This window comes from Sphingobium naphthae (assembly GCF_043589935.1).
Classification (GTDB): domain Bacteria; phylum Pseudomonadota; class Alphaproteobacteria; order Sphingomonadales; family Sphingomonadaceae; genus Sphingobium; species Sphingobium naphthae_A.
Map to the genome: position 1 here is coordinate 1,701,855 of NZ_CP171454.1, position 23,383 is coordinate 1,725,237.

The 23,383-nt window shown below is 66.7% G+C and carries 16 protein-coding genes and 1 pseudogene; 6 read left to right on the plus strand and 11 right to left on the minus strand.

Features of this window, described 5'->3' with window-relative positions:
- Nucleotides 1-59 precede the first annotated feature (59 nt).
- From ACGGKE_RS08445 to ACGGKE_RS08455, 3 genes are all read right to left on the minus strand, one after another.
- On the minus strand, nt 60-1,304 hold the full coding sequence (locus tag ACGGKE_RS08445) for a nitrate/nitrite transporter (RefSeq protein ID WP_394436967.1): 1,245 nt from the start codon (nt 1,302-1,304) through the stop codon (nt 60-62).
- A 214-nt stretch (nt 1,305-1,518) separates the two neighbouring features.
- Complete coding sequence (locus tag ACGGKE_RS08450) at nt 1,519-2,733, minus strand: CmpA/NrtA family ABC transporter substrate-binding protein (RefSeq protein WP_394436969.1); 1,215 nt, start codon at nt 2,731-2,733, stop codon at nt 1,519-1,521.
- On the minus strand, nt 2,730-3,311 hold the full coding sequence (locus tag ACGGKE_RS08455) for an ANTAR domain-containing response regulator (RefSeq protein WP_228165479.1): 582 nt from the start codon (nt 3,309-3,311) through the stop codon (nt 2,730-2,732). The genes ACGGKE_RS08450 and ACGGKE_RS08455 overlap by 4 nt, the downstream gene beginning before the upstream one ends.
- Before the next feature lie 110 nt (nt 3,312-3,421).
- Between ACGGKE_RS08455 and ACGGKE_RS08460 the strand changes: the two genes are divergently transcribed.
- The 3 genes and pseudogenes from ACGGKE_RS08460 to ACGGKE_RS08470 all read left to right on the plus strand — a co-directional run.
- A complete protein-coding gene (locus tag ACGGKE_RS08460; RefSeq protein WP_394436972.1) occupies nt 3,422-3,961 on the plus strand; it encodes a DUF192 domain-containing protein in 540 nt (179 codons plus the stop codon).
- A gap of 50 nt (nt 3,962-4,011) precedes the next feature.
- Nucleotides 4,012-4,410 (plus strand): NADH:ubiquinone oxidoreductase subunit NDUFA12, encoded by a 399-nt coding sequence (locus ACGGKE_RS08465; protein WP_228165477.1) that lies wholly within the window; start codon nt 4,012-4,014, stop codon nt 4,408-4,410.
- 248 nt (nt 4,411-4,658) lie between these two features.
- Nucleotides 4,659-4,829, plus strand: a pseudogene (locus ACGGKE_RS08470) (DUF2155 domain-containing protein); the annotation flags it as partial.
- Between the two features lie 35 nt (nt 4,830-4,864).
- Here the strand turns inward: ACGGKE_RS08470 and aat are convergent.
- On the minus strand, nt 4,865-5,614 hold the full coding sequence (gene aat / locus ACGGKE_RS08475; protein ID WP_394436974.1) for a leucyl/phenylalanyl-tRNA--protein transferase: 750 nt from the start codon (nt 5,612-5,614) through the stop codon (nt 4,865-4,867).
- 108 nt (nt 5,615-5,722) lie between these two features.
- On the opposite strand from aat, the gene ACGGKE_RS08480 reads away from it, so the two are divergent.
- Nucleotides 5,723-7,000 (plus strand): dipeptidase, encoded by a 1,278-nt coding sequence (locus ACGGKE_RS08480; RefSeq protein ID WP_394436976.1) that lies wholly within the window; start codon nt 5,723-5,725, stop codon nt 6,998-7,000.
- An 18-nt stretch (nt 7,001-7,018) separates the two neighbouring features.
- On the opposite strand, the gene ACGGKE_RS08485 is transcribed toward ACGGKE_RS08480, so the two are convergent.
- Nucleotides 7,019-8,242, minus strand: a complete 1,224-nt coding sequence (locus tag ACGGKE_RS08485) for a dihydroorotase family protein (RefSeq protein WP_394436978.1) — start codon at nt 8,240-8,242, stop codon at nt 7,019-7,021.
- Nucleotides 8,243-8,453: 211 nt separating this feature from the next.
- Entirely contained in the window at nt 8,454-9,449 is a 996-nt protein-coding gene (locus ACGGKE_RS08490; RefSeq protein WP_394436980.1) for an aspartate carbamoyltransferase catalytic subunit, read from the minus strand.
- Between the two features lie 126 nt (nt 9,450-9,575).
- Between ACGGKE_RS08490 and ACGGKE_RS08495 the strand changes: the two genes are divergently transcribed.
- Complete coding sequence (locus ACGGKE_RS08495; RefSeq protein ID WP_394436982.1) at nt 9,576-10,916, plus strand: carboxylesterase/lipase family protein; 1,341 nt, start codon at nt 9,576-9,578, stop codon at nt 10,914-10,916.
- 16 nt (nt 10,917-10,932) lie between these two features.
- On the opposite strand, the gene ACGGKE_RS08500 is transcribed toward ACGGKE_RS08495, so the two are convergent.
- From ACGGKE_RS08500 to ACGGKE_RS08515, 4 genes are all read right to left on the minus strand, one after another.
- Nucleotides 10,933-13,983, minus strand: a complete 3,051-nt coding sequence (locus ACGGKE_RS08500; RefSeq protein ID WP_394436984.1) for a discoidin domain-containing protein — start codon at nt 13,981-13,983, stop codon at nt 10,933-10,935.
- On the minus strand, nt 13,980-15,455 hold the full coding sequence (locus tag ACGGKE_RS08505; protein WP_394436986.1) for a glucoamylase family protein: 1,476 nt from the start codon (nt 15,453-15,455) through the stop codon (nt 13,980-13,982). The genes ACGGKE_RS08500 and ACGGKE_RS08505 overlap by 4 nt, the downstream gene beginning before the upstream one ends.
- A gap of 72 nt (nt 15,456-15,527) precedes the next feature.
- Nucleotides 15,528-18,509 (minus strand): TonB-dependent receptor domain-containing protein, encoded by a 2,982-nt coding sequence (locus tag ACGGKE_RS08510; RefSeq protein WP_394436988.1) that lies wholly within the window; start codon nt 18,507-18,509, stop codon nt 15,528-15,530.
- Nucleotides 18,510-18,555: 46 nt separating this feature from the next.
- Nucleotides 18,556-19,566 carry a LacI family DNA-binding transcriptional regulator gene (locus ACGGKE_RS08515; RefSeq protein WP_394436990.1) on the minus strand — a complete coding sequence of 337 codons (1,011 nt, stop codon included), beginning with the start codon at nt 19,564-19,566 and terminating at the stop codon, nt 18,556-18,558.
- A gap of 147 nt (nt 19,567-19,713) precedes the next feature.
- On the opposite strand from ACGGKE_RS08515, the gene ACGGKE_RS08520 reads away from it, so the two are divergent.
- A complete protein-coding gene (locus ACGGKE_RS08520; RefSeq protein ID WP_394436993.1) occupies nt 19,714-22,011 on the plus strand; it encodes a glycoside hydrolase family 3 N-terminal domain-containing protein in 2,298 nt (765 codons plus the stop codon).
- Here the strand turns inward: ACGGKE_RS08520 and ACGGKE_RS08525 are convergent.
- Nucleotides 21,972-23,306, minus strand: a complete 1,335-nt coding sequence (locus ACGGKE_RS08525) for an MFS transporter (RefSeq protein ID WP_394436995.1) — start codon at nt 23,304-23,306, stop codon at nt 21,972-21,974. The genes ACGGKE_RS08520 and ACGGKE_RS08525 overlap by 40 nt on opposite strands.
- Nucleotides 23,307-23,383 lie beyond the last annotated feature (77 nt).

The window sequence follows — 23,383 nt, forward strand, 5'->3', positions numbered from 1 at the left end:
GGCGGATGCCGATATGGGGGAGCGGCCTTTCGATCGCGGCCGCTCCCTCCCTCCCCTGTTCAGATGCGCGCGCCGGTGGTCCAGCTGGCGCGCCACTTGGCCTTGACCAGCAGGACCCCGAGCAGCGCGAGAAGCGCCAGCCCCGCGAAGATCAGAAAGCCGGGCGCGAAGCTGCCGGTAAGCTGCTTTGCGACGCCGAGCGAGCTGGCGAGATAGAAGCCCCCCACCCCGCCGGCCATGCCGACCAGGCCGGTCATGATGCCGATTTCCGCCTGGAACCGCTGCGGCACCAGCTGGAAGACCGAGCCATTGCCCGTGCCGAGCGCCAGCATCGCGACAACGAAGAGGGCCAAGGCCGCCGCCAAGGTCGGCGCGAAAGCGACCCCCGCCAGCGCCAGCGCGGCGACGGCATAGACGATCATCAAGGCGCGCGATCCGCCGATCCGGTCGGCCAGCGCGCCGCCCAGCGGCCGCACCAGCGACCCGGCAAAGACGCAGCCGGCGGTGCAATAGCCAGCGACGATCGGGGTGAGGCCGAACTGGTCGGTGAAGTAGATGGGCAGCGACGCGGCAAGGCCGACAAAGCCGCCGAAGGTGACGGCGTAGAAGGCCATCAGCCACCAGGCATCGGCGACTTTGAGCGGCTGGAAATAGTCGATCAGCTTCTTGGGCGCGGGCGCATTGGGCGCGTCCTTGGCCATGATGACATAGGCTACAAATACGATCGTCAGCGGGATGCAGGCGAGGCCCAGCACCGCATTCCAGCCGAACATCTTGGCCAGCATCGGCGCGAAGAGCGAGGCGAGGACGGTGCCCGAATTGCCCATGCCCGCGAGCCCCATCGCCTTCCCCTGATGTTCGGGCGGATACCAGCGGCTGGCGAGCGGCAGGGCGATGGCGAAGCTGGCGCCGGCAAAGCCCAATATGACGCCCAAGGCGAGCGTGCCTGCAAAACTGTCGATCCCTGCCACCCAAGCGGTGAACAGCCCGGCGATGACGATCAGCTGGCTGATCGCGCCCGACAATTTGGGCCCGATCCGGTCCACCAGCAGGCCGTTGACGACGCGCAGCAGCGCGCCCGCCAGCGTCGGCGTAGCGACCATCAGCCCCTTTTCCGCGGGCGTCAGCGCCAGCGTCTGGCTGATCATCGGAGCGAGCGGCCCCAGCAGCACCCAGACCATGAAGGCGAGGTCGAAATAGAGAAAGGCGGCGATCAGGGTCGGCGCGTGGCCGGCCTTCCAGAAGCTGGTCGGTGCGGCGGGCGCTTCATCCCCGGCCTCGCGATCCCAATAAGCAGTTGCCATGTGACGTCCCCCATGAAGGCAATGGACATGAAAAAAGCCGCAGCCCGAACATCGTACAGAGACGAGTCCGGTCAGCGGCTTTGCTGCGAAAAATGGTGAGGACGGCGATCCCCACCTTGGGATGGCGCATCCGGATAGCGGCGCGCTTCATCGCGCGACTCCATTATCATCTCGCGATTCGCATCATGTTACAAGGCACAAAATTCGGCGCGGTTCAGCGCGCCGGCGCGAACCCCGCCAGATAGGCCTCGATCTGCTCGGGATCGAAGGTGCGCCCGTCGAAGAAGCGGTCGGGACCGAGCGTCAGTTCGCCGCGCCGCGAGCCCACCGCCAGCGGCATGTCGACCGCCCCTTCCACCTTCATGCTGGCCCCCGGCATCGGCACGTCGCTATCGGCGAGCGCGCGGCGGAAAATGTCGGGCCGGAACACGCGCGCGGCGGCCTGGGCAGTCGCGGGATCATGGTCGACCATCTTCCAGCGGACCAGCTGCGAATAGATCCACAGCGCCTGGCTGCGCCAGGGAAAGGGCGTCGCTTCGCGACCGAACAACATGAAATCGGGATTGGCGACCGGCGCTTCGCCCGCGCGCGCGACAATCTGCCCGTCGAGCGCGCGCTGGATGAGGTCGGCGGGCTGATCGACATGGCGGGGATCGGCCAGCAATTGCGCCAGCGCCGCATGATTTTCCGGATCGTCGCACCAGGCGGCGGCGCGCGCCATGGCACGCAGCAGCCGATCGACGATGTCGGGATGCTCCTCCAGCCAGGCTTCGCGAAAGGCCAGTATCTTTTCCACGCCGCGCCGCCAGATGCGCTCGCCGATCGCCACGGTTTCGGCGAGGCCCACATCGACCGCCGCACTGCCCCAGGGTTCGCCGGCGATGAAGCCGTCAATCTCGCCCGCGCGCATCGCCTCGACCGTCAACGACGGCGGCAGCACGCGCAGCACCACGTCACGGTCCGGATCCACGCCCGCACTCGCCAGCCAGTAACGCAGCATCAGCGCATGGCTGGAAAAGCGGTGGACGACGCCGATCACCGGCTTGCGCCGCCACAGGCCGATCGCCGCTGCGAAATCATGGGCGGTGCCGAGCGGATCGGACAGACGCGCGGCGACATCGGGCTCCAGCGCCTTGGCGAAATCGCTGGCCATCACCAGCATGTTGCCGTTGACGCCCAGCTTATATGGCGCGGCGAGCGCGGCGGGCTGCTGGCTGAGACCGAGCGTCACCGCCACGGCAAGCGGGGCGAGCATCTGCGCGGCGTGCACCTGGCCGAAGACGAGCCGGTCGCGCAGCGTCGCCCAGCTGGTGGTGCGCACGAGGTCGAGGACGATGCCTTCTTCCTCGGCAAAGCCGCGTTCGCGCGCGGCGACAAGCACGGCCGCATCGTTGAGCGGCAGGAAGGCGATCTTCAGATTGATGGTCATAGCCCCCCTCCCAGCAAGTCGCTGGCGGTGATCAGCGCCTGCGCCACATCGACGATCTTCCTGCCCTGGTTCATCGCGCTCGACCGCAGCAGCGCATAGGCATCCTGTTCCGACAGGCCACGCTGGTTCATCAGGATCGACTTGGCGCGATCAATGATCTTGCGATCCTGGAGCGCCGTGCGCGCTTCGTCCAGTTCCGCCTGCATCCGCGAAAAGGCGTTGAAGCGCCGCACCGCCAGTTCCAACACCGGCTTGACGCGCTCCTTGCGCAGGCCGTCGACGACATAGGCGGACACGCCCGCGTCGATCGCGGCGCCGATCATCGAGTCGTCGGACTGGTCCACGAACATGGCGATCGGTTTGGCGAGCGCGCGGCTGACGGTCAGCATCTCCTCCAGCGTGTCGCGGCTGGGGCTGCCCAGATCCATCAGCACGACATCGGGCGCCATGCGTTCCAGCCGCGCGACAAAGGCGCCGCGCGGCGGGACGATATGAATGTCGTCATAGCCCGCGTCGCGCAGCCCTTCCTCCAGGACCGTGGCGCGCAGGCCGCTGTCGTCGATGATGACGATTCGCATCTACCCTGCCTCTTTCGGCTCACAACTGGCGGTGATGCTGCGTCGCGTCAATCTGGCATGGTGGAGGAATGCCCCTGCCCCTAGCAGCCGAATCGCTTTAGGCAGGCGGGATGATCCGATTGTGCACCTTGATGGCGTTCGGCCTGCTCGCCGCCTGCTCCGCTCCGCAGGCCAAGCCCGACAACGAAAGCGACAGCAGCAACGCCGCGGCGCAGACATCCACGCTGCTGCCGTTGGTTGTGCGCACGGCGAAGGGGGCGCATCGGTTCGATGTCGAGGTGGCGCGCACGCAGCAGGAGCAGGCGAAGGGCCTGATGTTCCGCAAGGAGATCGCGGCGGACGGCGGCATGCTCTTTCCGATGGAGCCGCCGCGCACGGCGAGCTTCTGGATGAAGGATACGCTGGTGCCGCTCGACATGCTGTTCATCCATACCGACGGCAGCATCGCCTTTCTGAAGGCGCAGGCCGAACCCTATTCGCGCGAGCCGGTGTCGGCCGGCGTGCCGGTGGCGGCGGTGCTGGAACTGCGCGGCGGGCGCGCGGCGGAGCTGGGGATCCGGGAAGGCGACCGGGTGAGCTGGGGCGGGTGCGCCGTGCCGGCGGAACGGCGCGCCACCGACCTCAATTTCTGCCCCGCCCCGGCGCGCTGAGGCCATATCCGTCTTGCCCGCGTCCTTCGCAGCGGCTAAGCGCTTGGCCCATGGGAATCCTGGCTAACATCTTCACCTGGTGGAATGGCGCCACCTTCGGCACCTGGCTCTTTACCAAGCGCAAGGGCAGCAAGGTCGGCGAGGATCATCAGGGCAATGTCTATTTCGAAGGCGGCAAGGACCCCAATGGCCTGACCCGCCGCTGGGTCATCTACAAGGGCGCGAACGACGCCAGCCGAGTGCCGGCCGAATGGCATGGCTGGCTGCATCATTCGATCGAGGGCGCGCCCGAAAGCTTCCTGCCGCCGCCGCGCATCTGGGAAAAGGAATCCACCCCCAACGCGACCGGCACCGCCAATGCCTATCGCCCGTCGGGTGCGCTCGAAAAGGGCGGCCTGCGCCAGAAGGCGACCGGCGACTATGAGGCGTGGAGCCCCGACGCGGCATGAGCTGGCGCCCGGCGGGGATTTTCCCGCCGATCCTTCCGTGCCTGATCGCGCTGCCCTGCATCCTGACGATCGCGGGATGCAGCGATGACGACGCCCTGCCGCCGGCCAATCGATCCGGCCCGGTCAAGGTCGAGGGCGCGCCCATTCGCGCCGCCGACAATAGGGTGATGCCCGGCACGCCGATGGCCGAGCGCACCGCCGTCATCGGCCTGCTGAACAAGCGCAACGGCCTGACCCGCGACCTCAGCATGAAGCCGGGCGAGGCGCTGCGCGTGGGCGATGCGATCGTGCGGCTGCTGGCGTGCGAGACGACCGCGCCCTGGGAGAATATCCAGGAAACCGGCGCCTTCGTGCAGCTGGACGTGCGCAGCAGCGCCGACAATAAGTGGCGCCGCGCCTTTTCCGGCTGGCTGTTCCGGGACCGCCCTGACCGCAATGTCGTGCAGCATCCGATCTATGACGTGTGGGTCAGAAGCTGTGCGATGGAATGGCCCGAAAGCGGGCCCGACACGGTCAAGCTGGACGCCAAGGGCGAACCGGTGTCGGCCAAGCCGGCGAGCGGCGCGAACGCGCGTTCCGCCGCCGCGCCCGAACCCGCCGCCAATGCGTCGGACTCCGCGCCGAGCGACACCGAACCCACGGCCGCGCCCAGCAACTGAAGATAATCGCGCTGGCGTAGCTCGATCGCGCCCATCGAGCGCAGATGATCGGTCATGAACTGGCAGTCGAGCAGGGTGAAGCCGGCGAAGCGCATGCGCGCCACCAGCCAGGCGAGCGCAACCTTCGACGCGTCGGTGCGGCGCGAGACCATGGATTCGCCAAAGAAGGCGGTGCCGAGCGCGACGCCATAGAGGCCGCCCACAAGCTCCTCCCCGTCCCACACCTCGATGGAATGGGCGAAGCCGCGGGCGTGGAGATCGCCATAGGCGCGTTCGATCGCATGGTTGATCCAGGTCGACGGGCGATCCGGCGCGGCGGCGGCGCAGAGCGCCAATATCTGTCCGAAGGCGCGGTTGGCGGTGACGCGGAACTGGTCGCGGCGCAGCACCTTGGCCAGCGAACGCGACAGGTGGAACCGTTCGAGCGGCAGGATCGCGCGGAACTTGGGTTCGACCCAATAGACTTCCCGCGCGTCGCGGTCGTCCGACATGGGGAAGACACCAATGGAATAGGCCTGCAACAGGATCAGCGGATCGATCAACATGCCGCCCGAAGGTAGCAGACCCGAGCGGCGGAGCCACCCCCGATCACGGCATCGCGCGGTCGGGAGAAGCGATTGACTTGCGCCCCGCCGCCCCTAGCCTGCGCAGTCATGAAGATGCTGTCCCTGGCGCTGGCGCCGCTGCTGTTCGCCTCCCCCGCTCTCCATGCCGCCGAGGCGCCCGCCACCGGGCCCTATGGCGCGCGCATCGCGAAGGTGCTGAAGGCCACGCCGTTGATCGACGGGCATAATGACTGGCCCGAAGCGCTGGCGGAAAAGGCCAAGAACGCGCGCTGGACGATGGTCCTGACGCGGCTGGACCCGGCTACCTATCATACCGACATCGCGCGCCTGCATGCCGGGGGCGTGGGTGGGCAATTCTGGTCCGTCTGGGTTTCGCCCGACCTGCCGCAGGTGCAACAGGTCAAGGACACGCTGGACCAGATCGGCTTGGTCCACAGCCTCGCCGCTCGCTATCCGCAGCATTTCCAGATCGCGCGGACCGCCGCCGACATGCGCGCCGCGCACAGGGCCGGGCGGATCGGATCGCTGATCGGGGTCGAGGGCGGTGGGCAGATCGACGGCAGCCTGGCGGTGCTGCGGGCCTATCGGAGGCTCGGGGCATCCTATCTGACGCTGACGCACAGCCGCACCATCGGCTGGGCCGACAGCGCGACCGACAATCCGCAGCATGACGGCCTCACCCCCTTTGGCGAGGCGGTAGTACATGAACTCAATCGCCTGGGCATGCTGGTGGACCTCAGCCATGTCAGCGAGGCGACGATGCTGGACGCGCTGCGAGTGACGAAGGCGCCGGTGATCTTCTCCCACTCCAATGCGCGGGCGCTGTGCGACACGCCGCGCAACGTGTCGGACGCGGTGCTGCAGCAGGTCGCGACCAACGGCGGCGTGGTGATGGTGAATTTCGCGGCTCAATATGTGTCGGAGGCGCGCCGGGTCTGGGGCGCGGACCGCAGCGCCGAGATCGCGCGGAACAATGCGCCACCCTTTGGCGGGCTGCATATCGGCGATCCCGACGGCGCGGCGCGGGCGCTGGCCGCCTGGGAGGCTGCGCATCCCGAGCCCAAGGCGACGATCGGCCAGGTCGCGGACCATATCGAGCATATCGTCAAGGTGGCGGGGATCGACCATGTCGGCATTGGCAGCGATTTTGATGGCGTCGGCGACCTGCCTGAAGGGCTGAGCGGAGTCGAGACCTATCCGGCCTTGCTGGCGGAGCTGATGCGGCGGGGCTGGAGCGACGTCGCCATCGCCAAGCTGGCGGGCGAGAATGTGCTGCGCGTCATGGCGGCGGCGGAGAAGACGGCCGCCGCGATGAAGGACGAGCCGGAGGGGAGCGCCGTGCCGCCTGCGGCCGTTACGCCCTGAGAGCGACGGCCTCGAGCGTTACAGGAACGTCCCGCCCTTCATCACGCGGCGGGCGCGGCCCTGCACTGGCACCTTGTCGAACGGCGTATTGCCGGCCGAAGCGGCCATGCGCGTCGAATCGACGATCCAGGGCGCATCGGGATCAATGAAAATGAGGTCGGCGGCGCTGCCCGGCGCGAAGCTGCCCGCGTCGACGCCGAGGATCCGCGCAGGATTGGCCGACAGCAGGGTCATCAGCCGGTTGATCGACACATGGCCTTCGCGCACGAGGTTAAGCGAGAGAGCGAGCAGAGTTTCCGCGCCCGCCATGCCGGGCGCGGCGTCGGCGAAGGGCAGGCGCTTGTCTTCCGGCCCGCGCGGGTCGTGGCCCGAGGTGATGACGTCGATCGTGCCGTCGGCGACGGCGGCGATGCTGGCGAGGCGATCGGCTTCGCTGCGCAGCGGCGGCGACAGGCGCGCAAAGGTGCGGAAATCGGTTGCCGCCTGATCGTTGAGGAACAGATAGGCAGGGGTGATGCCGCAGGTGACGCGCAGCCCCTCTGCCTTGGCGGCGCGGATGAGGTCGAAGCCCGCACGCGTCGTCACCAACCGGAAATGAATGGCGGCGCCGGTTTCGCGCACCAGCATCAGGTCGCGCGCAATCGCCATCGCTTCGGCGCAGGCGGGGGCATGGGGCAGGCCGAGCCGAGTCGCCGTCTCTCCACTGGTGGCAACGGCGCGGGCGGTGAGGCCGCCATCTTCGGCATGGGCGATGAGGGTGAGGCCAAGGCCGTTGGCATAGGCGAGGACGCGCAGCATCACGCCCGAATCGGCGATCCATTGCCGGCCGGTGCCGACCGCCTTCGCCCCGGCCGCCTGCATCAGGCCCATTTCCGCCATTTCGGCGCCCTGAAGCCCGCGAGTCGCGGCAGCGATGGGATGAACCCAGAAGTCAGGCTTGCCCGCGCGGGTCGCCTGGCGGATGAGCCCGGTATCGTCGAGCGGCGCACGCTGGTCGGGCATCAGCGCGGCGCGCGTGATGCCACCGAAATGAAAGGCCGGCTTGTCGGTGGCGAAGACGCCGAGATCGACCAGGCCCGGCGCGACGACAAGACCCTGCGCGTCGATGCGCTCGACATCGGCGGGCAGGTCGACCTGCCCGGTCGCGATGATCCGGTCGCCTTCGATCAGGACCGAGGCGTCCTGCAGCATGTCGGCGGCGGGATCAGCCAGCTTGCCGTTGACGATGGCGATTGCGGTCATGCGTGGGGATCCTCGCGGAAAGGCCCGAGCGTGTCGTTGCGGCGGAGGCGGGCGTTTTGCTTCAGACGCTGGCGGAGGTGACGGGGGGCTGGATGGATCCCCGCCTGCGCGGGGATGACGGTGAAGAAGGGAGAGACGGTCAAGACCATCCCACGTTCCTGTTCGGTCGGGACGGTCAAGACCATCCTACGTTTGCTTTTGGTCGGGATGGTCAAGACCATCCCTCCACGCCCCGCGCGTTGCGCGTCAGCACGTCGAGGCATGCCATGCGCACGGCGACGCCCATCGCCACCTGTTCGGTGATGGCCGAACGATCGGGATGATCGGCGACGCTGCTGGTGATTTCGACGCCCCGGTTCATCGGGCCCGGATGCATGACCAGCGCGTCGGGCTTGGCCAGCGCCAGCCGTTCGGGCGTCAAACCATAGAGCGCATGATATTCGCGCGGCGACGGGATGAAGGCGCCGTCCATCCGCTCATTCTGGAGCCGCAGCATCATGACCACGTCGGCGCCCTCCAGCCCTTCGTCCATCCGGGTATATGGGGTCGCGCCCAGCATCTCCACCTCCGGCGGCAGCAGCGTGGGCGGCGCGACCGCGCGCACCTGCGCCCCCAGCGCGGCCAGGCAGAGCATGTTCGATCGGGCGACGCGGCTGTGCAGCACATCGCCGCAGATCGCGACCACCAGCCCTTCAAAGCCGCCCTTGCGCCGGCGGATGGTCAGCGCGTCGAGCAGCGCCTGGGTCGGATGCTGGTGCCAGCCGTCGCCGGCGTTGAGCACGGGGCAATCGACCTTGTCGGCGATGAGCGCCACCGCGCCCGAACTGGCGTGGCGGATGACGATGACGTCGGCGGCCATGGCGTTGAGCGTCATCGCCGTGTCGATCAGCGTTTCGCCCTTCTTCACGCTGGACGTCGCGGCCGCCATGTTGACGACGTCGGCGCCCAGCCGCTTGCCGGCGATCTCGAAGGACAGCAGCGTGCGCGTGCTGTTTTCGAAAAAGGCGTTGATCTGGGTCATGCCGGCGAGCCGGCCGTCATGCTTGCGCGCCTGCCCCTTGTTCGCCTGCGCCCAATGTTCGGCCTCATCCAGGAGGAAGCGGATTTCCCAGGGCTTGAGGTCCGCGATGGAGAGCAGATGCCGGTGCGGGAACAGCGCGCGACCGGCAAGGTCGGACGAGACGGACGCGGCGGACATGTCTGGCATGAGCGCCCCTTTAGGCGAGCGCCGGTGGCAGGGCAAGAGAGGCTGCCGACGGCGCGGCGCTTCGTCATTGGCAACGCTGTCCCGGGCGGGCATAGTGGCGCCCAGGAGAGCAGGACAGGACCTTATATGACCCGGATCAAAGGATTTTGCGCCATCTTGCTGGGCGCGGCGATGATGATGCCGGTGTGCGCTGGCGCAGCCGAGTCCCAGGCGCTGGTGGCGACCACCCAATATGGCGACGTGCGTGGCGCGGCCGAGGAGGGCGTGATCAGCTGGAAAGGCATTCCCTTCGCCGCGCCGCCGGTCGATGCGCTGCGTTGGCAGCCGCCCCGGCCGCCGCAGCGCTGGAGCGGGGTGCGCGAGACGACCGCCTATCGCAATGATTGCATGCAGGAGCCCTTTCCCAGCGATGCTGCCCCATTGGGGACGAAGCCGGCGGAGGATTGCCTGTACCTCAACATCTGGAAACCGGCCGGTGCGACGGGCAAGCTGCCGGTGATGCTGTGGATCTATGGCGGCGGCTTCGTCAATGGCGGGTCATCGCCGCCCACCTATAGCGGCGCGCCGATCGCGCGGCAGGGCGTGATGGTGGTGAGCTTCAACTATCGGCTCGGCCGGTTCGGTACCTTCCGCCATCCCGCGCTGGGCGAGGACCAGGCCGTCAATTACGGGCTGCTCGACCAGATCGCGGCGCTGCAATGGGTGCAACGCAATATCGTGAATTTCGGCGGCGATCCGCAGGCCGTGACGATCGTGGGCGAGAGCGCGGGCGGGCGATCGGTTCATGCGCTGATGACGACGCCCTTAGCGAAGGGCCTGTTCGACCGCGTGGTCATCATGTCGGGCGGCGACGGCAAGCCGGGCGCGCTGTCGACGCCGGCGGATGCGGAGCGGCTGGCGATCGCATTCGGGCAAAGCCAGGGGATCGCCCCGGACGCACCCGACGCCGCGGCGCGGCTGCGCGCCCTGCCCGCCCGCGCGGTGGTCGGCGACCTCAACCTGGCGAAGATGGACAATTTCTTCAGCCCGGTGACCGACGGGCGCAGCGGCGTCGACGTGATCGCCGCGCATGAAAGCGGGCGCGCGCCGTCGATGCCGGTGATGATCGGCGCGACCAGCGCCGACATTGGCGGGCCGGACGGGCGGATGGTCGCAGGCGCGCGCGACCTGGCGCGGCTGTTCGCCGGGCGCGGCATGCCGACCTATGCCTATCACTTTTCCTATGTGGCGCAATCGGTCGGCGGCAAGGATGCCTATCATGCGACCGACATCCCCTTCTTCTTCGACACGCAGGCGATCAAATATGGCGCGGCGACGACGCCGCGCGACAATCGCATGGGCGAGACGATGAGCGCCTATCTGGTCAATTTCGTGAAGCGTGGCGATCCCAATGGCGAAGGCCTGCCGCAATGGCCGCGCTATCGCGCCGACGCGGGCAAGCAGATGGACTTTTCGACCAGCGGCTAGGCGGTGGCGGACTGAATCAGCCGCCGACCTCCACGTGCAGCGGCTCGCCCGTTGCGGGGAGAGCAAGAACCCCCTCCTGCCAGCGTGCAGGGCGGCCGTTGATCGTCGTTGCCGGCGGCGCGTCGGCAAAGGGCCAGCGCAGGACGAAGCCACCGGGCGGCCGGGCCCTGCCGCCAACGGTTACTGACAGGCGTTCGGCCGTGCCCCGCATCGCCAGGTCGAGCGCGCCATAGGGGGTGCGCAGGCCCTGCACCGCGATCCCCTGCCCCGCGAGCCAGTCGGCGGTCATGCCCGCGCCCAGCACCAGGGCGTCTGTCGCCTTGTCCTCATAGGCGAAGAGGTCGAGCGCGGCGCGAATATAGTCGGACGCGACCCAGGCATGGGGGAGATCGCCGAGGAAACGGGTGACGCGCGGTTCGCGGCCGACCACTTCGGCCCAGGCGTTCCACCCGGCCGGGCGGCGATCCTGCATGTAGAGGCCGAGCAGGTCATTGGCGCGCTGCGCCTGGCCGAGGCGCAGCATGGCGGAAACATTGCGAAGCTCATAGGGCGTGTAATCGGCCCAGTCGGTCGAGGCGGCGCGGCCGGTCACGCGCCGCCATTGGCGATCGAACGTGTTGCGCAGCAAGCGCTGGTTCAGCCGAGGCTGAAGCGGGGTGATCTCCAGCGCCATGGTTGTGGAGGTCGCATCGAAATCGCCGAGGCTGGTGGCGCCGGGAATATGGTCGATCGACCAATGGTCCGCGGCTGCGTCTATGGCATTGACGATGTCGCTGGCGAACTGGTCGCGCTGCGCGGCAATGGCGGATGCTTCAGGTTTGCCGAGCTGCTGGGCGGCATAGAGCGCACCATCATAGCCGGCGAGGCCCCAAAAATCGTCCCACAGACTATATTGCGGCTTGGCCGAATAGGCTTCGTGGCTGATCGAGGGCGGCAGCAGCCCGAACAGCATCTGCCGGTCGGGGGTCTGGTTGGCGGAGGTGCGCTCCGACAGTCGGAGACCATCCATATAGCGCCGGGCGGCGTCCAGCCGCTCCCAATGCCGGGCAAGCAATTCGTCGTCGCCGGTGTAGCGATGCAGTTGCGCCAGCAGATGGATATATTGGCCGTGGGAGTCATTTTCCGGCACCGGATCGGCGCCGCGGAAATCGACGCAGCACGGCACCTTGCCATTGGCGAAGAGATGATCGCCATACCAATTGGCGAAGGCGATCGCGGGTTCATTGACCCCCAGACGCAGCAGCGCGTCCGACATCATCGCGCCGTCGCGAATCCAGCTGCGATTATAGGAGCGGGTGCCGGGCTTGAGCGCGGGGCCATCGCGGCTGATGAGAATGTCGGCGAGCGCGGTGCGCAGCGTGTCGACCAGCGCCTGCCGAGCGGCCGGGACGCGGATCGTGACGCCGCCCAGCCGCTGCCGCCAGATGCCGGCCGTGCGCGCCAGGGCAGCGTCGAAATCGGCAGGCGCAGAGCCGGCGAAGGCGACGGGCACGTCGAAATGATCGCCGGGCGCGAGGCGGATGGTCCAGCTCATGCGCGCCTGCGCCATCTGGGCCTCATCCTCCACGGCAGTCGCGAGCGGCAGCGATTCGGGCGTGGCGAGCGCACCCTGGTCGAAGCCGCCCATGCCGACCGACTGGGGCGTGATCATGGGGGTGAGCAGGCGAACGACCGGCGGATCGCCGTCGACCGGGCCGGGCTGGCGGATCAGGAGGTGCGACCCGTTCCAACGCAGCGCGGCGATCGGGCTGACGCCGCCGCGCTGCGCCAGAAATTGCGCGGGCGGGTTCACCTGGAACGGCCGCACGACTAGCGTCAGGGTGAAGGTGCGCGACTGGTCCCCTTCGTTGCGGATTTGCCAGCGGCCAAGCAGGCGCGGCGTGTCGCCTTCGGCTTCGGCAAAGGCGGTGCTGTCGAGCGCCCAGCCCTGTCCCTGCCAGCGCGTGGTGGCGATGGGGAGATAGCCATCCTCGAGCCTCTGGCGCGTGGTGACGTCCGCCCAATCGACGGGCGCGCCATTGATCGTGAGGAACGGTTCGACCGAATAGCTGCCCTTGGCGGGCTCGATCGCGCCATCTTCGCCGATCAGGCCAGCGACCGCGCCGCCATCGGTGCCGACCAGCGTCCAATAGGGTTGTTCGAGGAAGCCGCGCGGATAGCGGCCGCGCGGGGCGTCCTTGGCCAGGCGGGCGATGAAGTCGTTGGGGGTCGGCGCCCAGTCGATGTCCTTGACCGCGATCTCCGCAAGACGGCCTTCACCCAGCATGTGGATGCGAAGATAGCGCGGCTCCGCATCATGAAGGGCGATGGGATCTCGGCCGCCATCGCCCGCATCGACGGTGCGCAGCGTCTGCCAGGCGCGGCCATCGTTGGAGCCTTCGATGCGGTAGGCGGCCTCCCCCTGCCAGTCGAGCAGCAGCGCGGACAGGCGCTGGGGCGCGCCCAGGTCGAGAGTGATGGCCTGATCCTTCTGACCGTGCCATACAGTCTGGCCGTCGCCGTCCAGCACGGCCGGGTCGCTGGCCCTGGGCGGCGAAGGTGGCGGCGCGGGCGGCAAGGGCTGAAGCGTCAGCCCGTCGATGTCGACATGACCCTTGCCGCCGTCGCGGCCGCGCACCAGCACGATTTCCATGCGCGCGGTGCGGCGCAGGATTTTGTCCTGCGTCGGCCCCCAGGCGAACGCCATGTCGCGCGGGCGGATGCGCAGTTCCTGCCAGTCTTGCGAAGGCCGGAAGTTCAGCTTCTGCACCCACCAGACATTGTCGCCCGAAGCGTCTGTGAACTTAAGCTGGAGATCATTGACGCCGCCACTGCCCCGCAGCTTCAGCCGCAGGACGTAATTTTCGGGCCAGTCGATCGACAAGGGACGCGCGGCGAAGGCATAGCCGGACACGGAGGCGAAATCATAGTCGAGCCGCAGCGCCTGACCGCTGTGGCCCGGCACCCCAGAAACGTGCGAGACCACGCCATCGGAGGCGGAGGCCGTCCAGCGATCGGGCTGTTCAAAGCCGTCGGTCGCCACCGGCTGCGCGGCAGCGAGCAGGAACGCAAGCGTCGCCGGCGTCATCCCAGCCAGCCGCCGGTGAAGCCCGCCCGTTGCAGCCCGCGCCGGATGTGCGGATTCTTCTTCATCGTGTTCCAGATGAGGCCCGTGCGGTGATTTTCGATCATCGCGACGATCGGCCCCTGGTCGATGCCGAGATAATCCTTGTCCACCCAGCCGACGCCGAGGCGGAATTCACCATGGCGGAAAGGCTGGGGTGGACGGCGGACGATGGTCGGGTTGAAACTGTCGAGGAAGCCATATTTGTCGTACAGCTGCTCGCCATAGCGAAAATACATGGCCTGGACCGTGGGCTCGACGATTTCCGGCGCAAAGGGCAGCGAGCCGAGCAAGGCTGTCGGGGCGAGCGTGCCATCGTCGCGCTCGCCCGGGCCGCGCGCGGAATAGCTGTAGAATTCGCGCTGCTGGCCGCCGAGCATCATCTTGAAATCGCCGGGGCCGTCGCAAGCGGTCAGGCCCCAGCAATCGGGGCCATAACCGGCCCAGTTGCCGGGATTTTCGATCGCATAGTTGCGCTGGCAGTAAGTCGCGCGGCGGCTGTTTTCGAAATAGTCGATGCCCTTGCCCGACATGTAGCGGTCCTGGATGCCGCGGAAATCGACCCAGACATGGCTATATTGATGGCCGAACATCGGCGCGAAATGGAGATGGGGTTCGCCCCAGCGCGACGACCAGCTGGTTTCGAACTGGGTGCTCCACACATTCCATGTGTCGTCGCGCAGCGCATGGGTCGGCGATCCCAGGCCCAATATGTAGAGGATCATCCCTTCATTGTAGATTTCCCAGTCGGAACGGATGAACCCGCTTTCCGGATGCCAGCCCATCGCAACGAAGGGTGCGCGCGGCGTGATCCAGTTCCATTCGACCGCGCGATATAATTGTTCGGCGAGATCACGGATCCGCCCTTCGCCGGGATGAAGGGGATCGTCGAACCAGCTCTGGGCAAAAAGGACGCCTGCCATCAGCAGCGCGGTGTCGATCGTCGAGAGTTCGGACAGGGAGAAGCGATAGCCCTTGGTCGAGCCCAGGAAATGGTAGAAGAAGCCGCGATAACCGCTGACCCCAGAGCGCTGATTCCCCATCGGGGCCGCGGCCAGAAACTCCAATGTGGTGAGCGTGCGCTCACGCGCTTCGGCCCGCGTAATCCAGCCATGGCTGGCGCCGATCGGATAGGCGGTGAGAGCAAAGCCCATGGCGGCGATCGACACGAAGGATGGCGTGGGCCAGCGGTCGGGCGCCATGCCGGTCTTTTCGTCGGTGACTTCCCAGAAATAGCGGAAGGCGAGCTTTTGGATGTCGTCGATCAGCGGACTGACTTCCACGTCGAGCGCGGGCCGCTGATCCAGGCGAGTCCAGCCATCGACCGCGATCGGCGCGGTCGAGGCAGGCGCCTGTGGAGTCCGGGTCGCGCAGCCCGACAGCAGCCCGGCGAGCCCCATGCCCGCCGACCCCACGAATTTCCGTCTATCCAGCAATAGTCTACTCCAGGTGCAGCGTCGGGACGGACAGTGTCTCGCAGCGCCCGCCCGTCCCGGCGAGCAGGGCCATCAGAAGCGATAGCCCACGCGGAACTGAATGCGCCGAGGCAAGGTCAGAAGATTCGCCGCATTCGCGCCGTTGGCGGGCAGCAGCGGGTCGATCACTTCGCCCGTTTCCGGGTTGATGCTATTGTTGAAGTAGCCATCGAAATCCCTGAAATTCTTGTTGTTGAACAGGTTGAGCACATCCACCGCGAAGCTGACCTGATCGTCCCGGCCGAACAGCGGGAAGTTCTTGGCCAACGTGACATTCACTTCGCAAAAGGCGAACAGGCCCTTGATGCAGTTCTTTTCCGGATAGCGGGCCGTGAAGTCGTTGAAGCCCGACGAAGCGCCATTCGTCCCGTCCGTCACCTGATAGGCCTGTCCTGACCCCAATGTGGTCAGGGTCGACAGCTGGAACCCCAAAGGCAGGTCGACGATGCCGGAAAAGACGATCCGGTGACGCTCATCGCCAGGCGAATTGCGCCAGCCATAGGCATCAGGCGTCGCCGCATCGAGGCTGAACAGATCGCCGCCATTTTTCTCCGCCTTGCCCAGCGTGTAGGCGATGTTGAGGCCCCAGCCCGACGCCTTGGTATAATTTTTGTCGAGTGTGAAATAGAGCGCCTTGTAGCGGGTATCGAGCCCGTCATAGCCGATGAGCACGTTGGAGTAGCCAGCCGCGCGGACCGCCGCGAGCAGATCGCCGTCGCAGCAGGTGCCAAAGCCGCCGTCATTGCGCGTGGCGAACAGGTTGGTGTAGCCATTTTTGCCGCGCTGATAGGAGGCGGTCAGCGAGGCTTCGAAGATGCCGATGCGCTGACGCACGCCGAGCGAGAACTGGTCGTTGACCGGCGGCTTGGCATTATTCTTGACGGCGAAGAGTTCGGGCAGGCCGACTTCGGGATTGCTGTTGATCAGCGCCAGCAGCCCGTCACGCGTCAGATAGGCCGGGTCCCACGCCACCGTGGGCTGGCCATCGCGCGGCAGCCCGTCCGCCGAAAAGCGGAACAGGCCGATGGGGTTGATCGTGCGCGACAGTTCATCGACCGTGTTGTTGAAATTGTTGCGGTCATAATAGCGCCCCGCGCCGCCGAAGATGACGGTGCTGCGATCGCCCTTCACGTCCCAGGAAAAGCCGAAGCGCGGCGCGAACGCGCCCTTAAACGGGCTGCGGTCATTGCCGTCGGTGATATAGTCTTCGGGATCGAAATAGGATGTGGTGGGCAGCGCGCGCAAGGCGGCCGCCGCCGCGGCCGGCGTGGTGTAGCGGTTGTTGAAGCCGTTGCTTTCATAATCCCAGCGCAGGCCGAGGTTGAGCTGGAGCCGGTCGGTGACGTCCCAGTCATCCTGAATGTAGAAGCCCAGCTGCGTATTGGACGACTGGATCAGGCCCGAGCCAAGGCCAAGGCGCGCCTCGGCCGGGAAGGCGAAGTTCAGATTATTGTTGGGCTCTCGCCGGAAATAATAGCGCGGCTGGATGAAGGCCTGATTGTCGAAGCTGATGTCGGTGAATTCGATCCGCGCGCCGAACTTGATGGCGTGGCCGGCAAAGCCGGTATAGGTGATGTCATTGCGGAAATTATAGCTTTGCTGCACTTCGCGACGCGTCGAATCCTTGCCACCGAACAGGATGACGCCCTGATAGTCGTAGGCCGGCAGGTCCGGATTGATCGCCGTCGGGTTGAATTTGTAGTTCAGATAGCTGGCGTTGAATTCATTGAGGATCGTATCGTCGTCATAGGTCCATTTGAACTGATAGGTATCGACGACGTTGATCTTGTTTTCGGCATAGTCATAGGCGGTGTTACCGCCAAAACCCTGAATGTCCGTTTCCTCGCGGCGGCTGAACGAGACATCGAACGTCTGGTTGTCGTTGGGCGTCAGGGTCAGCTTGCCGAAATAGAAGTCGCTGCGGAAGGGGCTGACGAAGGAGCCTTCGAAGTCGCTGATGTCGCGGCCGGAAAAGCGTTCGAACTCCGCGATCGCATCGGCAGCGCCGGTGGAGCGGACGTTGAAGGCGCGATCCTGGTCATTGCCTTCATAAGCGGCGAAGAAGAACAGCTTGTCCTTGATGATCGGGCCGCCGAGCGACGCGCCATATTGCTTGCGCTCGAACGCCGGCTTGGGATTGCCGTCGCGCTTGTCGATGAAGCTTTTTTCGGTCAGCGACTTGTCGGTATATTGGCCGAAAATTTCGCCATGGAAATCGTTGGTGCCCGATTTGGTGACGGCGGTAATGACCGCGGCGCCGGCCTGTTCATATTCGGCCTTGTAATTCTGCGTGATGACGCGGAATTCCTGGACGGCGAGCTGGCCGAACGGATTGCCGCGACTGTTCTGCTGCCCCGCCACGCCGCCTTCGCGCAACTTGTTCTTGAGGCTGACGCCGTCGATGAAGACATTGACCTGGCTGGCGGGCGATGCGCCCGACGAGAAGCTCTTGTCGGTTTCCGAATCATTGTAGCGCACGCCCGGCGCGAGCGCGGCGAAGCTCAGAAAGTTGCGATCCGTCTGCGGCAGGACGCGCAACTGTTCCTGGCTGATATTGGTCGCGATTTCGCTGGTGCGGGTTTCGCGCAGGCGGCTGCCGGTGACGATGATCTGGCTGCCCTGCCCGTCATCGGGCGTCGTCGCGGCGGTGTCGGTCGTGGCTTCGGTGGCGCTGCTAAGCTGCGCGTCGACCGTGGCGGCGGTGCCGACGCCAACGGCGATGTCCTGCTGGAAGGAACCCTTGGCCGGATCCGACACGGCGATACGGTATGTGCCGGCACGCACGCCGTTCAGAATATAGGAACCGCCGGCATTGGTGGTGGTCGTCTGCGCGCGGCCGGTGCCGGCACTGGTCAGCGTCACCGTGGCGCCGGCGACGGGCGCACCCGCGCTGTCGGTCACTCGGCCGCGGATCGAGGCGACCGTGGTCTGGGCCACAGCCGGTATGGCTACCGCCAGGCTGGTCAGCGATGTGGCGCCGACAAGCAGCAGGCGGATTGCGGACATCTTGCTCATTGCATCTTCCCCTTTTTCAAACCCCGTTTCCCTGAAGGGACATTCGTTACGCAGCTGAAAGCTGACTGCTGGTGCGGATAATGAGGCCGGGTTGCCTTAGTTCCATCTGCGGAACGGCTTCACCGTCGATTAGCGCGACGAGGCGATTGATCCCTCGCGCGCCCATGTCGGCGATATCGACCGCCATGGTGGTGAGGCCCGGGCTGATCAGCCGAGCGAGCGGAATATTGTCGAAGCCGGCGACGGCGACCTGCCCAGGCACGTCCACCCCCATGTCGCGCAGCGCGACCAGAGCGCCGATCGCCATCATGTCGTTGGCGGCGAAGATGGCGTCGACGTCGATCTGGTCTGCCTGGAGCCGCGCGACGGCGCGACGGCCGGATTCCTCGTCGAAATTGCCGGGCAGAATAACAGGCTGCAGCCCTGCCGCTTCCATCGCCTCGGCATAGCCGCGCGACCGATCGGCAGCCTCGATATTGCCGGCCGGCCCTTCGATATGAACGATGGCGCGGCGGCCGCAGTCAACCAAATGCCGCACCATGGCGCGTGCGCCCGCCACATTGTCGACCCGCAGTTCCGGCCGGCCCTGGCCATTATCCTGGCAATTGAGCAGGACCGCCGGGATGCTGGGCGGCAGGTGGGCAAATAGATCATCCAGGTTCATGTGCGGCGCCATGACGATGAGGCCGTCGACCCGCCCGCGCATGTTGCGCAGCGCCTCTATTCCATGGCCGATGTCGAGATGCATGTTGGACAGCAGCAGATGGCGCTGCCGCAGCGCGGCCTCCCGCTCCATGCCGCGCAGCATTTCGGAGAAGAATTCGCCATGAAGGTCGGGCAGCACCACGCCGATCGCGCCGGTGCGGGCCATGCTGAGATTGCGGGCGCCGGCATGCGGCACATAGTTGAGCTTGCGCGCGGCCTGTTCGACCCGTTCCTTGAGTTCGGGGCGGACATTGGGAAGGCGGTTGAACACGCGCGAGACCGACGCGACCGAGACATCGGCTTCGCGCGCTACGTCGCGAATGGTCGCCTGTCCTATGCCCTTGCCGGTCATCCTCAACCCATCTGCAGAAACTTTTATCGGCGGCGTGACTTGCCGAGCCGTCTTGTAACCGGTTACAAGAAACCGGAAGACACTGCAATAGGGCGCGCAAAGGCGGGAAGGACGCCGGAAGCGCCGCGACATTCTTAGGAGAAAGCCATGCCACCCCGCACCTCTGTTTCCCGGCGCGCGCTGTTGATGGGCGCGGGCATCGTGGCGGCGTGGGCAGCGTCTCCCGCCCGCGCGCTGATGGCGCAGATAGGCGATGGCGAAAGCGCTTCGAGCGACATCGACGCCCTGATCGCCAGGATGACGGTGGAGGAAAAGGCCGGGCAAGTCACGCTGATGGCGGCCGCCTGGGCCGGCGGCGCCGCCAATGCGCTCAATCCCGCATCCCCTTCGCGCGCGAATTTCCGCCAGCAGATGGACGATGTGCGACGCGGCCGGATTAGCGGCGTGTTCAACGGCAATGGCGCGGAAATGGCGCGGCAGATGCAGGTGATGGCGACGCAGAAGAGCCGCCTCAAGATCCCGCTGATCTTCGCCGCGGACGTGATCCATGGCTTTCGCACCGTCTTTCCGATGCCCCTGGCTGAAGCCGGCAGTTTCGACCCTGAGCTGGCCGAGCGGACCGCGCGCGTGGCGGCGGTGGAGGCGACGGCGGCCGGGATCGACTGGAATTTTGCGCCGATGGTCGATGTGGCGCGCGACCAGCGCTGGGGCCGCGGCATCGAGGGCGCGGGCGAGGATGTGCTGCTGAGCCGCATCATGGCGGATGCGCGCGTGCGCGGCTTCCAGGGTCGCGCGGGCCTAAGCGCGCCCGACGCCATGGCGGCCTGCGCCAAGCATTTCGCCGCCTATGGCGCGGCCGAGGGGGGCCTGGACTATAACAGCGTTGATGTGTCCGAACGGACGCTGCGCGAAATCTACTTCCCCCCCTTTCAGGCGGCGCTCGACGCGGACGCGGCGACAATCATGGCGTCGTTCAACGAACTGTCCGGCGTGCCGGCAACCGCCAATCACTGGCTGCTGACGCACATTTTGCGCGACGAGTGGCGCTTCGATGGGCTGGTCGTGTCCGACTATACCGGCGACATGGAACTGATCGCCCACGGCTTTGCCGCGGACGAGCGGGAGGCGGCGAAGCTCGCTTTCCTGGCGGGCGTCGACATGTCGATGCAGTCGGGTTTCTACATGGAGCATCTGCCCGGGCTGGTGAAGGCGGGCGAGGTGCCGATGGCGCGGTTGGACCAGGCGGTGCGGCGCGTTCTGGCGCTCAAGGCCAAGCTGGGATTGTTCGACGACCCGTTCCGTCGCATCGACCCGAGCCGGGAAAAGACGCAGGTGCGCACGCCCGCGCATCTGGAAGTGGCGCGCGACGCGGCGCGCCGGTCGATCGTGCTGCTGAAGAATGAGGATGACCTGCTGCCCCTGCCCCGCGCCGGCAAGAAGATCGCGCTGATCGGGCCGTTCGTGCAGGGGCAGCGCGAACTGGTCGGCCCCTGGAATGTCTATGGCACCGATGCGGATGCGATTGATCTGCTGACGGGCATGCGCGCGGTTGCGGCCGATCCCGACTCGATCGTGGCGGTCGACGGATCGGGCATCGAAAAGCCGATCAAGGGCGGCATCGAAGCTGCGGTCGCAGCGGCGCAGGCGGCGGACATCGTCGTGCTGGCGGTCGGCGAGAGCCAGAAAATGTCGGGCGAGGCGCAGTCGCGCACCGACATCGTGATTCCCGCGCCGCAGATGGCGCTGGCCGAAGCCGTCGCCGCCACCGGCAAACCGATGGTCGTGCTGCTGCGCCATGGCCGGGCCCTGGCGCTGCATGGCGCGGTCAAGGATGCACCGGCGATCCTGGCGACATGGTTTCTGGGCTCCATGTCGGGCATGGCCACCGCCGACATATTGTTCGGTCTGGCCAGTCCCTCCGCCCGCCTCCCCTGCAGCTTTCCCTACGAGAGCGGACAGGAGCCGCTTTACTATGCGCACAAGAATACCGGGCGGCCCAACCCGCCGGGCGAGCGGCAGGCCTACAAGGCCCATTATCGCGAAGCGCCCAATGCCGCGCTCTATCCGTTTGGCCATGGTCTGACCTATGGTGAGATCGTCTATACCGCGATCGACATGGGATCGGGCCGCCTGGCGGCCGGGGGCGAACTGACCGTCACCGCGACGCTGCGCAACAGCGGACGCTATGAGGCGACCGAGGTGGCGCAGCTCTATGTCCAGGATATCACGGCAAGCATCACGCGCCCGGTGCGCGAGTTGAAGGCGTTTCAGCGCGTCACGCTCAAGCCGGGCGAATCGCGCACGGTGACCTTCACCCTGAAGCGCGAGGCGCTGCTGTTCCTGGGGCAGGACATGAAGGAGACGGTGGAGCCGGGCAAGTTCCGTCTCTGGGTCGCGCCATCCGCTCAGGCCGAAGGCGTGTCGGACATGTTCACGCTGGTCTGATCCGTGCGGCCGCGCAGCGGCGCCAGCGCCATGATCGCGGCGCCCGCTGCGATCATGGCGGCGGGCCCTGCGACCATGGCCCAGAAGATGACGGCGCGGGCCGCCGCATCGGCCGCGCCGCCGCCATAGCCGCCGGCGGCATAGGCGAGGCCCAGCAGCAGCGCGGCCAGGCCGAGCGCGACCTTCTGCACCAGCATGAACAGGCTGAAGGCCGTCGCTTCCACCCGAACGCCGGTCAGCGCATCGCCATGGTCGACGGTCATGGGCAGCATCGCCCAGGCGGCGAGGTGAAAACCGCTGAGCGCCACCTGCACCAGCGCCAGCAACACAACGGACCAAATCACCGCAGGCCTGCCGGGGACAAACGCCAGCACGCAGAGCGCGGCCAGCGCAAGGGCGGCCGCCGCGAGCCAGCTGGCGCGTGGACCGGTGCGCAGGGCAAGCAGCGTCCAGAGCGGCACCGCGATCGCGCCGATGACGCCCATTACCGCCAGCGCGCGCTTGCCCGCCGATGCATCGAGCAGGACATGGGCGAAATAATAGAGCACCGAATGGCCGATGATCGCGCCCGCTACAGTGACGCAGAAGGTCGCGGCGCAGAGCATAAGGAAGGGCCGGTTGCGACCGATCGCCTGCAGATCCCTTCGCACCGTGCGGCGGCTCGCCTGAGACGCCGCCGTCGGCACGGCTTCGGGGATCAGCCGGACGACGCCCCACAGGATCAGCGTAGCGATGGCGGCCAGCAGCATCGCCACCTGCCCATAGCGATCACCACCCGCGGGCATCAGCCAGGCGACGGTCACGGCCCCCAGCGCGCCGAAGGTCATGCGCGCGCCCGACATCAAGGTGCGGTCGCGCGGATGCGGGCTGACTCGCGTCGACCAGGCGGCATAGGGAAGATTGACCAGCGCATAGACGATGCGAAAGGCGACATGGGTCGCCAGCACGATTGCGAGCAGCGTGTCCGGGCCGGTGGCGGGGCGATGGAAGAGCAGCGCGAAGAGGATCGCCAGCGGCCCCGCCCACCAGGCGATGATGCGCCGGTACCGCAGCCGCCAACGATCCGCCGCGATGCCGACGCCAAGGTCGGCGAGCCCGTCCGCCAGCGCCCCCACCATCATGACCATGCCCGCCGCATTGGGCGTCAGGCCGAGCCCGTCGGTGTAGAAGAACAGCAGATAGAGGGTGATCGTCTGCCAGAAGAGGTTGAACGCATAGTCGCCCGCGCCAAAGCCGATGGCGCGCAGCGGATGCGGACCATGGATCGGGCCGGGACTGGAAGGCGCGCTCTGCATGCTGTCGCGCGATAGGCTATTCGCCGCCGCCTGTCAGGTTGGCACTGTGCGCGACTGCCGGAAAGAGGCGGGATGGG

Coding starts and splice junctions, on each gene's coding strand:
- ACGGKE_RS08445 (WP_394436967.1), bottom strand. CDS start 1,304: ATGGCAACTGCTTATTGGGATCGCGAGGCCGGGGATGAAGCGCCCGCC.
- ACGGKE_RS08450 (WP_394436969.1), bottom strand. CDS start 2,733: ATGACCATCAATCTGAAGATCGCCTTCCTGCCGCTCAACGATGCGGCC.
- ACGGKE_RS08455 (WP_228165479.1), bottom strand. CDS start 3,311: ATGCGAATCGTCATCATCGACGACAGCGGCCTGCGCGCCACGGTCCTG.
- ACGGKE_RS08460 (WP_394436972.1), top strand. CDS start 3,422: ATGATCCGATTGTGCACCTTGATGGCGTTCGGCCTGCTCGCCGCCTGC.
- ACGGKE_RS08465 (WP_228165477.1), top strand. CDS start 4,012: ATGGGAATCCTGGCTAACATCTTCACCTGGTGGAATGGCGCCACCTTC.
- aat (WP_394436974.1), bottom strand. CDS start 5,614: ATGTTGATCGATCCGCTGATCCTGTTGCAGGCCTATTCCATTGGTGTC.
- ACGGKE_RS08480 (WP_394436976.1), top strand. CDS start 5,723: ATGAAGATGCTGTCCCTGGCGCTGGCGCCGCTGCTGTTCGCCTCCCCC.
- ACGGKE_RS08485 (WP_394436978.1), bottom strand. CDS start 8,242: ATGACCGCAATCGCCATCGTCAACGGCAAGCTGGCTGATCCCGCCGCC.
- ACGGKE_RS08490 (WP_394436980.1), bottom strand. CDS start 9,449: ATGCCAGACATGTCCGCCGCGTCCGTCTCGTCCGACCTTGCCGGTCGC.
- ACGGKE_RS08495 (WP_394436982.1), top strand. CDS start 9,576: ATGACCCGGATCAAAGGATTTTGCGCCATCTTGCTGGGCGCGGCGATG.
- ACGGKE_RS08500 (WP_394436984.1), bottom strand. CDS start 13,983: ATGACGCCGGCGACGCTTGCGTTCCTGCTCGCTGCCGCGCAGCCGGTG.
- ACGGKE_RS08510 (WP_394436988.1), bottom strand. CDS start 18,509: ATGAGCAAGATGTCCGCAATCCGCCTGCTGCTTGTCGGCGCCACATCG.
- ACGGKE_RS08515 (WP_394436990.1), bottom strand. CDS start 19,566: ATGACCGGCAAGGGCATAGGACAGGCGACCATTCGCGACGTAGCGCGC.
- ACGGKE_RS08520 (WP_394436993.1), top strand. CDS start 19,714: ATGCCACCCCGCACCTCTGTTTCCCGGCGCGCGCTGTTGATGGGCGCG.
- ACGGKE_RS08525 (WP_394436995.1), bottom strand. CDS start 23,306: ATGCAGAGCGCGCCTTCCAGTCCCGGCCCGATCCATGGTCCGCATCCG.